At 32.3% G+C, this 12,514-nt stretch carries 9 protein-coding genes; all 9 read left to right on the top strand.

The window, feature by feature from the left end; all coding sequences use genetic code 11:
- Window positions 1–2 precede the first annotated feature (2 nt).
- Window positions 3–1,274, top strand: coding sequence for an adenylosuccinate synthase (locus H0I26_RS07795; protein ID WP_218701715.1), 1,272 nt, complete (start codon window positions 3–5; stop codon window positions 1,272–1,274).
- A 127-nt stretch (window positions 1,275–1,401) separates the two neighbouring features.
- Window positions 1,402–3,222, top strand: a complete 1,821-nt coding sequence (locus H0I26_RS07790) for an OstA-like protein (RefSeq protein ID WP_256935296.1) — start codon at window positions 1,402–1,404, stop codon at window positions 3,220–3,222.
- A gap of 3 nt (window positions 3,223–3,225) precedes the next feature.
- Window positions 3,226–4,413 carry an aspartate aminotransferase family protein gene (locus H0I26_RS07785; protein WP_218701714.1) on the top strand — a complete coding sequence of 396 codons (1,188 nt, stop codon included), beginning with the start codon at window positions 3,226–3,228 and terminating at the stop codon, window positions 4,411–4,413.
- Window positions 4,414–4,555: 142 nt separating this feature from the next.
- A complete protein-coding gene (locus tag H0I26_RS07780; RefSeq protein WP_218701713.1) occupies window positions 4,556–5,944 on the top strand; it encodes a tetratricopeptide repeat protein in 1,389 nt (462 codons plus the stop codon).
- Between the two features lie 53 nt (window positions 5,945–5,997).
- Window positions 5,998–7,011, top strand: coding sequence for a DUF368 domain-containing protein (locus tag H0I26_RS07775; RefSeq protein WP_218701712.1), 1,014 nt, complete (start codon window positions 5,998–6,000; stop codon window positions 7,009–7,011).
- Window positions 7,012–8,031, top strand: a complete 1,020-nt coding sequence (locus H0I26_RS07770) for a DUF368 domain-containing protein (RefSeq protein WP_218701711.1) — start codon at window positions 7,012–7,014, stop codon at window positions 8,029–8,031.
- The gene (locus H0I26_RS07765) at window positions 8,000–8,767 is read left to right on the top strand and encodes a shikimate dehydrogenase family protein (RefSeq protein WP_256935295.1); all 768 of its coding nucleotides are present in this window, start codon (window positions 8,000–8,002) and stop codon (window positions 8,765–8,767) included. The genes H0I26_RS07770 and H0I26_RS07765 overlap by 32 nt, the downstream gene beginning before the upstream one ends.
- Window positions 8,768–8,861: 94 nt before the next feature.
- Window positions 8,862–10,766 carry a DUF349 domain-containing protein gene (locus tag H0I26_RS07760; protein WP_101017623.1) on the top strand — a complete coding sequence of 635 codons (1,905 nt, stop codon included), beginning with the start codon at window positions 8,862–8,864 and terminating at the stop codon, window positions 10,764–10,766.
- An 86-nt stretch (window positions 10,767–10,852) separates the two neighbouring features.
- Window positions 10,853–11,650: a hypothetical protein gene (locus tag H0I26_RS07755; protein WP_218701710.1), complete on the top strand. Its 798-nt coding sequence runs from the start codon at window positions 10,853–10,855 to the stop codon at window positions 11,648–11,650.
- Window positions 11,651–12,514 lie beyond the last annotated feature (864 nt).

Raw genomic sequence — 12,514 nt, 5'->3', positions numbered from 1 at the left:
AGATGGCAGTAGATTTACTACTTGGTTTACAATGGGGAGATGAAGGCAAAGGAAAAATTGTCGATGTATTAACCTCTAAATACAACATTATAGCACGTTTTCAAGGTGGTCCAAATGCAGGACATACCTTAAAATTTGACGGAATAAAACACGTACTACGTACTATACCTTCAGGGATTTTTCATAAAGAAGCTATGAATGTTATTGGAAACGGTGTCGTAGTCGATCCAGTTGTTTTTATTAAAGAATTAGAAGGTTTAGACCAATTTGATATTGACTATAAGGCCAAACTAATTGTTTCAAGAAAAGCACATTTAATCTTACCAACGCATCGTTTATTAGATGCTGCTAGTGAAGCTTCTAAAGGAAAAGCCAAAATTGGTTCTACTTTAAAAGGTATTGGTCCAACTTACATGGACAAAACTGGTAGAAATGGTATTAGAGTTGGTGATCTAGAAATGGATAGCTGGAAAGAAAAATACAGAGCTTTAGCTAACAAGCATGAAGCTATGATTGCTTTTTATAATGTAGACGTACAATACGATCTAGATGAAATGGAAGTTGAATTTTTCGAGTCTATTGAAAAACTTAAAGAGTTACAATTTATAGATAGTGAAGCGTATTTACATCAATCGCTTAAAGAGGGTAAAACCATTTTAGCTGAAGGTGCTCAAGGGTCTCTTTTAGATATTGATTTTGGAACGTATCCATTTGTAACTTCAAGTAATACAACTGCAGCAGGCGCTTGTACTGGTTTAGGTATTGCACCTAACCAAATCAAAGAAGTCTTTGGTATTTTTAAAGCATACACAACACGTGTAGGTTCTGGACCATTCCCAACTGAGTTATTTGATAAAGATGGTGATGAAATGGCTAGAATTGGTCAAGAATTTGGAGCTGTAACAGGTCGCGCTAGACGTTGTGGATGGCTAGACTTAGTAGCCTTAAAATATACTTGTCGCGTTAATGGTGTGACGCAATTAATGATGATGAAAAGTGATGTTTTATCTGGTTTTGAGACTTTAAAAGTAGCTACTGCTTATAAATATAAAGGCGAAACAATTACGCATTTACCGTTTAATATAGAACCGGAAAATGTAGAACCTATTTATACTGAGTTTAAAGGCTGGAGTGAAGACTTAACTGAAATGAGTGAAGCGTCTCAACTACCAAAAGAACTTAATGATTACATTAGTTTCTTAGAAGAAGAATTAGAAACACCTATAAAAATAGTATCTGTTGGACCAGACAGAAAGCAAACTATTTTTATGTAATTCAAAATAAACGTTTAAATTACAAACCTGCTATTCAGTTTAATAGCAGGTTTTTTCATCTTAAATTATTCCTAATACATAATAGTAAGTCTATTAAATCGTTATTTTTACACCAAACAGTCGCAATTTGAAATTTACTAAATATACTCCCTTTTTATTCCTTGTATTTATCATGCAATTAGGAATGGCCCAACAAAAAAACATCGAGATTAAAGACTCTGGTGCATTTGGTGATATTGATGAAGAAAATTTTCCTGGTGCAAGTATCTTGACTAGAAGTGATCAAGGACAAGTCCACATATACCATGATGGTATTGATATGTTTTGTGACAGAGCTATTTTTTATGGTAAGGAAGATTTTATAGAAGCCTATGGTAATGTAAACATGAAACAAGGAGACACCATTAACTTAACGTCTAAATATGTCGAGTATTCTGGAAAAACACAATTAGCATTTGCTAGTGGTGATGTCGTACTTACAGATCCACAATCAACAATTACCTCTGATACTTTATATTTTAATAGAGTTAATCAAGAATCCTATTATAAATCTGGAGGAAAAGTAGTGCGAGATTCTTCAGGGACTATTACTAGTCGTGTCGGACGTTATTATATGAATGAAAAAAAATACCGTTTTGTAGATAGTGTAAAATTAGTAAATCCACAATACGAATTAAATACAAAAACCTTAGACTACTATTCAGATAATGGGTACGCCTACATGTATGGTCCTTCAACAATCGTTGGTGATAGTAGTAAAATTTATAGTGAACGTGGTTTTTATAATACCACTGATGACACGGGATACTTTGTAAGAAATTCAAGAATAGACTACGATAATCGCGTGGTAGTTGGTGACAGTATCTTTTTTGACAGAAACCGTAATTTTGCATCAGCAACCAATAATATTACAGTCACTGATACTATCAATAGTAGTATTATTAAAGGTCATTATGCAGAAGTATATCGTGCCAAAGATTCTGTTTACATTACAAAACGCGCCTTAGCCATTACTATTCAAGAAACGGATAGTATTTATATGCACGCAGATACCTTAATGATTACTGGTAAAGCAGACCATCGTATAACCAGAGGGTTTTATAATGGTAAAGTGTATAAATCAGACATTAGTGCTAAAGCCGATTCGATTCATGCCGATCATAAATCAGGATTAACACAGTTAATTAACTTAGCTAGACTTAATAAAGGAGACGCCTTTTCGGCAGCACGAAAACCCATACTTTGGAATGTTGACAACCAAATGACTGGGGATACTATTCATTTAAAATCAAATCCTAAAACGGAAAAATTAGATTCACTTATTGTGTTTAATAACGCCTTCTTAATTAGTAAGGATACTATTAGTGAAGATGGCTATAATCAAATATCTGGTAAACGACTGATTGGGTTATTTGATGATAATAATGATATTAATGAAGTGCATATTCTTAAAAACGCAGAATCTATAAATTATAGTAGAAATGATAAAGATGAATTAATTGGTATTGAAAAATCAAAATCAGGAGATATCATAATCTATTTTGAAAACAAAGAAGTTGTAGAACTTAGAAAAATAACACAATTTGAAGGCAAACTATATACAGAGGAAGACCTTCCTAAAAATGCTAGAAAACTAAGAGGATTTGACTGGCGTGATGATGAGCGTCCTAAATCTGTTGAAGACTTATTTAAAGACGACCCGCCTTATGTTTTACCTGTTATAAAAGGTTTAGCCCCGTATAAAGCTGATGAAGAGTTTTTTGGAGACGCTTTAATTGGACGTATCAATAAAGCCGATAAAGAAGCCGATGCTAAACAACTGAATAAAAAGGATGAAGCACCAAAAGCTTCTAGAACTGTACCGAAGAAATTTTTAAATAAGGCTGCTACCGGGGTTAAAAAAACAGCTGAAAAACCAGGATTAAAACTAGAAGACGAAAAAGAATAATGTATGACCGATGGTTTTTTTAAATATCAAGCACAGACTTCTCCATATCCTTTAGCCTTAGAAATTTCTCATGCCAAAGGAAGTTATATCTATGACACAAACAATAAAGCCTATTTAGACTTTGTTGCAGGCGTGTCTGCATGTACATTAGGGCATTGTCATCCAAAAATAGTTGATGCTATTAAAAATCAGGCCGATAAATATCTACACGTCATGGTTTATGGTGAATACGCACAACAACCAGCGGTCGACCTGTGTGCTTTTATCGCCAAACATTTACCGGCACCATTGGAGTCTACGTATTTAGTAAACTCGGGTACAGAAGCTATCGAAGGTGCTTTAAAACTTGCCCGCCGTGTTACAGGACGTAGTCAAATAATAGCAGCCCATAATGCCTACCATGGTAATACTATGGGATCTTTAAGTTTGATGGATTTTGAAGAACGCAAAGCACCTTTTAGACCTTTACTACCAGATATCAATCATATTACCTTTAATTACGAACCACACTTAAAGCATATTACTACAAAAACTGCAGCTGTTATTGTAGAAACTATTCAAGGAGGTGCTGGGTTTATCGAACCTGAAAACAACTATTTAACAGTATTAAAAGCTAAATGTAAAGCAGTTGGTGCCCTTTTAATTTTAGATGAAATACAACCAGGTATTGGTCGTACTGGTAAATTATTTGGTTTCGAAAATTATAATGTCATTCCCGACATTGTTGTCACAGGAAAAGGACTTGGAGGAGGCTTACCTATTGGTGCCTTTACAGCTTCAAAAGCACATATGGATACACTCCAAGATAGTCCAAAACTAGGGCATATCACCACATTCGGAGGTAATCCACTAATTGCAGCTTCCGCTTTAGCGACATTAAAAGAAGTTGTAAATAGTGACTTAATGGCAGAAGCTTTAATAAAAGAACAAGTTATAAGACAACACTTAAAACACCCTTTAATTACTCAAATTAGAGGTCGTGGCTTAATGTTAGCAGCCCTCACTACATCGGCAGACATCACTAACAAAGTCATTTTAGAAGCTCAAAATCAAGGCTTAATTTTATTCTGGTTACTATTTGAACCAAAAGCAATACGTATCACGCCACCTTTAACCATTAGCATTGCTCAAATAATAGACGGTTGTGGCATTATTATTGACTTATTAGATAACATAAGTGATCACAACTAGTACATAAGTTACTAAAAGTCACCCAAAAACATATAAATCCCTGTAATTGTTGATTACTTTGTTAAAAACAAAATTGGTTTAGGCCATAAAACAAGTAAGAGAACACTACATTTATTACACTAGAAACACCTAAACAGTGCCTATGGAGTTTAGCCAAGAAGAACCTAATAAAGTATCACTCAAAAAATTCGAATCTATGTTAAAAACAAACCATGTGTTGTTTTTTGATTCGGATGAGTTTGAAAATATAATTCATCATTACCTTAATCAAGGAAAAGTATCACTAGCAAAAAAAGCGATTAAATTAGGTTTGGACCAACACCCGACCTCTACTAATCTCAAATTGTTTCAAGTAGAAATTTTTGTATTTGAAAACAAGCTAAAAGACGCGAATCAATTATTAGATGCCTTATATGTTTTAGAATCTTCAAATGAAGAGGTTTACATTCAAAAAGCAAATATTTTATCTAAAGAAGACAAGCATGAAGACGCTATAAAAGTCTTAAATAGAGCCTTAGACTTATCTGAAGAAACGTCTGAATTACATTCTTTAATAGGGATGGAATACTTATTTTTAGATAATTTTGAAGAAGCAAAACAAAGCTTTATGCGTTGTTTAGCGGAAGATTCTGAGGATTATTCGTCTTTATATAATGTGATGTATTGCTTCGACTTTTTAAATGAAAACGTAGAAGCCATAAACTTTTTAAATGCGTATTTAGACAAACACCCGTATTCTGAAGTGGGTTGGCACCAATTAGGAAAACAGTATTATACTATAAAAGATTATAAAAAATCTTTAAGCGCCTATGAGTTTGCTATTATCTCAGATGATACATTTGTTGGGGCCTATATTGAAAAAGGTAAAGTTTTAGAAAAATTAAAACGATACAATGAAGCTATAGAAAACTACGCATTAACTCTAGAATTAGAGGATCCAACATCATTTGCTTTATTACGATTGGGATGTTGTCATGAAAAATTAGGTCAGAATAAATTGGCCAAACAATATTATTATCAAACCGTTAAAGAAGATCCCTTATTAGATAAAGGATGGATTGCAATTACTAAGTTTTATAATAAACAGAAAAATTACCAAAAAGCACTATACTACATCAATAAAGCCATAAACATTGATGAAGATAACGTGTCTTATTGGAAGTTATATGCAAAAATCAATCATAGATTAAATTTTTTAGAAGAATCAGAACGTGGTTATAAACGTGCTATAGAATTAGGTAACTACGAATTAACCTCTTGGTTACAGCGTGCTGATATTTTAGTACAATTAGGCGAATTTGAATCTGCGAGTTTTAATTTAATACAAGCAGCTGAGTTTTATCCTGAAAATGCAGAAATCGAATTCCGATTAACAGGTATTTACTATACGCTATTAGAAACAGAAAAAGCGAGTTATCACTTAAAAAACGCCTTTACTTTTGACAAAGAATTTTTAATCGTTATTGAGGAATTGTTCCCATTTGTTTATCAGTCTACTACCTTTAAAAAGGCATTAAAAAAGTTGCAATAATTTAAACTTAAAACGTTTTTTGCATACCTTTGATTACTAACAAAAATTAAACTATGCAAAGACGTTTAAAAGATTATCTTTTAATTAGCTTAAAAGGTGTTGCAATGGGAGCTGCCGATGCTGTCCCTGGTGTTTCAGGAGGTACAATAGCTTTTATTTCTGGTATATATGAAGAGTTAATTTCCACAATAAGTGGTGTTAACTTAGCGCTGCTAAAAACTCTAAAATCAGACGGATTTTCAGCCTTTTGGACAAAACTTAATGGTAATTTTTTAGTAGCACTTTTAACAGGTATTGTTATCAGTTTTGTGACATTTATGCGCTTAGCTAAATATCTACTAGAACATCATCCGGTTTTAATTTGGTCTTTCTTTTTCGGATTAATTATAGCTAGTATTCTATTTATTGGTAAACAAATTACCAAATGGTCAGTCAGTGCGATACTTGCAATTATAGTAGGTGCTATTGCTGCCTTTTATATTACTAGCCTCCCGTCTTTAGCAAGTAACACAAATTCTTACTTTTTATTCATTGCCGGTGCCATTGCTATTTGTGCGATGATATTGCCAGGTATTTCTGGTAGTTTTATCTTAGTGATCTTAGGCGCTTACAAAACGTTAAGTAATGCTTTTCATGACTTTGACATTAAAAAAATTGGTTTATTTGCTGCAGGAGCAGTCGTTGGTTTACTTAGTTTTAGCCACGTTTTAAAATGGTTATTTAAAAATTATCATAATACAACTTTGGCAGTACTTACAGGTTTTATTTTAGGCTCTTTAAATAAAGTCTGGCCTTGGAAAAAAACAGTTTCGGTTATGGTTGACAAAACAGGAGACGTGGTACCTTTTAGTACTATTACCGATTTTGGAACCTTATCCTTTTTTCAAAAAACGACTAATGACTTTGAATCATACAAAACCGTATTAGAAGAAAGTGTGTTACCCATACACTATAGCGAGTTAAATAATTATTTAGTTAATCCACAAACAATGTTAGCTATTGGATTAATGATTGCTGGTTTTTTAACTATTTTTATTCTTGAAAAAGTAGGTAACAGAGCGGAATAAATGGAGAATACACGGACATTAAAAGATAAAATATTCTTAGTCTTAAAAGGATTAGGTATGGGAGCTGCTAATAAAGTTCCTGGTGTATCTGGAGGTGTTGTCGCATTTGTTGCTGGTTTTTATGAAGAGTTTATTCATTCACTACAAAAAGTAAATGGGACCGCTTTTAAACTATTAATAACTGGTCGTTTTAAAGCGTTTTATCACTATATCAATGGTCGCTTTTTAGCCTTATTATTCTTCGGAATGATCGTCAGTTACTTTAGTATTTCTAAAATATTAGATTATCTAATCACACATTATCAATTGTATGTCTGGAGTGTCTTTTTCGGGATGATCATTGGCTCTATCTATTATATTAGTAAAGATTTTAAAGATTGGAAAACAACGACCTATTTTGCATTAGCAATTGGAGCAGCATTAGGTTTAGGCATCAGTTTTTTAGACCCCGCAACAGAAAATGACAATCTAATTTTTGTGTTTTTCTGTGGAATTATAAGTGTTTCTGGAATGACTTTACCTGGTTTTTCAGGATCATTCATATTAATCTTACTGGGCAACTATGTATTATTATTAGTAGATTCTGTAAATGCTTTATTTGATACCTTCTCAGAACTATTAATAGGTGATTTCAGCTTTACATCAAACTTAGAACGTCTCAGAATGCTTAAAGTACTAACGGTATTCACTATTGGATCCGTCGTCGGATTGGTGACGTTCTCTCATGTCCTAAACTATATACTAAAACATTATAAAAGTGTTACAATGGCTTCTATAATAGGTTTTATTGTGGGGTCTTTAGGTGTTGTATGGCCTTTTAAGCGTACTATTTATAAAATGACAGACACAGGTGGTTTTCTAATGGATTCTAGAAATCATAAAATAATAGAAAATTACGAACGTTATTTACCAGAATTAAATACCCAAACTTATCTTGCCTTTTTCTATACTCTTGTAGGAATAGCAATTGTATTAGCTTTAGAACTTTATGGACAAAAAACAGGACGACAACATGCGTAAATATGGCTTATTAGGTAAAGATATCTCCTACTCTTTCTCGCAAAATTACTTTACTTTAAAGTTTAAGGATGAAGCTATAAACGATGCGACGTATCAAAACTTTGATATTCAAAACATTGAAGAGTTTAAAAAAAGTATTCTAAAAACAGAAGGCTTATCTGGCGTAAATGTCACCATTCCTTATAAAGAAAGTATTATTCCATTTTTAGACCGTTTAGACAAAAAAGCGGAACAAATAGGTGCCGTAAACACCATAAAATTCACAAAAAAAGGACACCTTAAAGGCTACAATACAGATATTTACGGCTTTAAAAAAACGATTAAACCACATCTAAAAAAACACCATAAAAAAGCGTTGATTTTAGGAACTGGTGGCGCTAGTAAAGCGATTGCATTTGTGTTAAAAGCACTAAAAATTGATTTTCATTTTGTCTCTCGTCAAGATTCAGAAAAAGCGAGTTACACCTACGATACACTTACAGAAGACATTATTAAAGACCATCAAATTATTATTAATTGTTCTCCTGTTGGGACATTTCCGGATGTTGATGATGCTCCAAACATTCCATATCAAGGGATTTCATCTCAACATATATTATTTGATTTAATTTATAACCCATCACAAACTATATTCTTAAAAGAAGGTAAAAATAGAGGCGCAACAACAATCAATGGGTATGATATGTTAGTCTTTCAAGCCGAAAAATCTTGGAAAATTTGGAATAAACGACTTTAAATCACGAGTAAACACTTAAAATATTGGTAGTTTTTGAAGATGTTACTATCTTTAAAAGCTGAATACACATAAAACAAACTAAAACATTTATAAAATGTCAGAGCTAGATAACCTGCAAAATGCAGATGGAACGGAAGAAATTAACGCAAACGTACAACCTGAAACACCTCAAGAAACGCCTTCTCCTACAGAAGACAATGATGAAGTGTTAAACGAGATTGAGGACTCTAATGCAGAAGATGCTGAAGATGAAGGTAATGTAGATCGTCATAATATTGAGGATAAAGATTACGAGTCACTTAGCCTTGAACAACTGGTTATAGAGATTGAACGTTTAGTAAAGAATGAAAAAGTACAAGCCATAAAAAAGCATATTGATGCTATAAAAACTGAGTTTGACAAGCAATTTCAAGACCTGCTTGACGAGAAAAAAGAAGAGTTTTTAAGTACTGGTGGTAATGAGATTGATTTTAGTTTCCAATCGCCTTTACAACGTAGCTTTAAAGATAGTTATAAAGATTACAAACAACGTTTGAATGGTCACTATAAGAATATAGAACAAAACCACAAACAAAATCTAACCAATAGATTAGACATTATAGAGGGTATAAAAGCATTAACAGAAGATGCTGAAGACTCTATGAATACTAAATACAAAAAATTTAAAGAACTTCAAGACCAGTGGAAAGTTGCAGGACCAATTCCGCGCGACAAATACAACAACGCTTGGAACAGTTACCATTTTAATGTAGAACGTTTTTACGATTTATTACATTTAGATAGAGATTTACGCGACAAGGATTTTGCACATAATTTAGAGTTAAAAACTAAAATTATTGAGCAAGCCGAAGCATTAGCCGATGATCAAAATACAAATAGAGCTTTTAGAGAACTTCAAAATTTACATAAAATTTGGAAAGAAGAACTTGGGCCTGTAGCCAGAGAACACAGAGAGCCAATCTGGGATCGCTTTAAAGAAGCAACCAAAAAGATAAATGCGAAACGTCAAGACTACTTCAAAAATCTAGACACTATTTACGAGCAAAACTTACTAAATAAGCAAGCTATTATTACGCTTATCAACGAAAAATCTAATGAGACCATCAGTAATCATAGTGGATGGCAAAACAAGATTAAGGACATTGAAGCGCTTAGAGAAGAATTTTTCAAAGCAGGAAAAGTACCTGTAAAAGTTAACGAAGCTACATGGGCTGCTTTTAAAGAAGCCGTTAGAGGGTTTAACAGACAGAAAAATGATTTCTATAAAAATCTAAAAAAAGACCAATACGACAACTTAGAGAAAAAGCAAGCTTTAGTTAAAATTGCTGAAGACAACAAGAACAATGACGATTTTGAAGCGACTACCCAATTAATGAAAAAAATTCAAGGGGATTGGAAGCGTATTGGACATGTCCCTAGAAAAGACAGCGACAAAATATGGAAACAATTTAAAAGTGCATGTAACCATTACTTTGATCGTATTAAAGAACAACGTAATGCCGCTAGTGCTGAGGAGGAAGAAGCTTTTACGACTAAAGAAACATTACTTGCAGAAATTAAAAGCTTAAAACTAGCAGGAGAGAAAAAAGAAGACCTTGCCACCATTAAAGAACATATCAATAAATGGAAAGCTGTTGGTCGCGTACCACGTAATAAACGTCAAATTGAAAATGATTTTAATGATGCTTTAGATGGTGTTTTTAAATCTTTAGACTTAAACAGAACAGAATCTGAGTTAATTAAATTTGAAAACAAGTTAGACCAATTAGCTTCTGGTGATGATTCTAGAGCAATTGATAGCGAGCGTTTTTACATTCAGAAAAAAGTAGATGACATTAAAGGCGAGATCATTCAATTAGAAAATAACTTACAGTTTTTCTCTAATGTAAAATCAGACAATCCTTTAGTTAAAGATGTACATAAAAATATTAAAAGACATAAGGACGATTTAGTATTATGGACCACTAAATTGAAAAAAATTAAAGGTTTATATTCTTAAAATATTAATTATTTCACAAACCTGTTTAGTCCATTTTTAATGGATTAAACAGGTTTTTTTTTACAAAAAAATGAGACAACTATAGAATGGATAATATAGAAACACAAATTGCCGTAGCACAGAAAGACCTAAAATTATACTCTCATAGAGCAATAGGCGGGGCAACCTTTTTAGGAGGTCCATTAGCTGCTGGCTATATGATAGGAGAAAACTTTAAAGTATTAAATCAACCTAAAAAAGGTCGTATTGCTTTAATTTTGGGCATCGTAAGCACAGTTATTATTTTTGTTGGAATACTAATGATTCCTGAGGAGATTATCAATAAAATCCCCAACATAGTAATACCTGCTATTTACATTGCTATTATCTTAGGACTTGTAGAACATACCCAAGGTGAGGCATTGAAGAGCCATAAAGACAATGACCATATATTCTTTTCAGGATGGAGAGCTGCTGGCATTGGACTTATCTCTCTATTAATTATTGGAATAGGACTATTTGGATACATCTACTATGAAACCAGTAATCCTGTATATGATATTTACGATAACACTATAGAAGTGTTTTCTCAAAATGAAACTGAATCTCTAAAGTTTTATGACAATATAGACTCAAAAGACAATCCTACTTTAATTAAAGAATTGGATGCTATTGTAATTCCTAAATGGGAAGAAAATGTCGATATTATTGAAAAATTAAATACGTTAGATGGCTTACCTTCTGATTTAATAGAGCAAAATAAAACCTTATTAGACTATTCAGAATTAAGACTTCAAAGCTTTATACTTATTAGAAAAACGATTGCAGAAGATACAGACCTATACGATAATGAACTAAATATCTTAAATACAAAAATTGAGGCTGCGCTAAACACATTAAATTAAAGCAAGAAAAAACATGCAACCTCTAAAAGGTACTATTATTATCCCTTTAATTGCGCTCAGTTTAATTACTGTGTCAATTATAATCTCTTTTTTATCAACCAACGTAATTAATAACACGCATCTATTAGGCTTTCTTCTACTATTAATTTCGAACCTTTTATTTTTTAAAAACAAAAAATGGTATGTTTTAACTTTTCTGTCAAGTTCTGTTTTGGGCTTAATTAATTTAATTGACGTTTTTTATATAAATATAAAAATAACGGTATTTGGCTTAAGTTTCAATCTCTTGTTTCTAATCTTATTAATAGCTTTTTTGTACACCAACAAAACACTTATAAACCAACTTTTTCCTGAAAAAAGTAATTAAACGAAACATTATAAAAAACCAAATCCCACCTCTGTAAAGAGGTAGGATTGTAGCTCCTAACTAAACTAACCAATTATTTCCGTTCGCTTACAAGAAATAATTATTTTAATGACATCTAAAGTCATGTATGCTATTAACCAACTATAGTATCTTGAAAAGATTGTATCATTTGTTTTATATACGACGCAATTATTGTTTTGGATTTTTTAGATTGAAAAAAAAATGTTTTTTTATTCCAGCACTTTATTTGCTAATTACAATTGATATTATAATAGTAACGTAAGCATCTAACCTACTATAGCTTAAGACTAACTCTAACTAATAGCTATTGGGTTTTAAATCAAACAAAAATTAACTGCTTTTTTTTGGCTTCCTCCCAAAAAAACTTGGTATTTGAAAATCACAGATTTTCTAATTACTGTTTTTTGGCCTCCTCCCAAAAAACACTGAGTATTTGAAAATCACAGATTTTCCAATTACTGTTTTTTGGCCTCCTC

Source organism: Olleya sp. HaHaR_3_96, assembly GCF_019278545.1.
In the GTDB taxonomy this organism is placed as follows: domain Bacteria; phylum Bacteroidota; class Bacteroidia; order Flavobacteriales; family Flavobacteriaceae; genus Olleya.
This window is presented reverse-complemented; position numbering and strand designations above follow the sequence as displayed.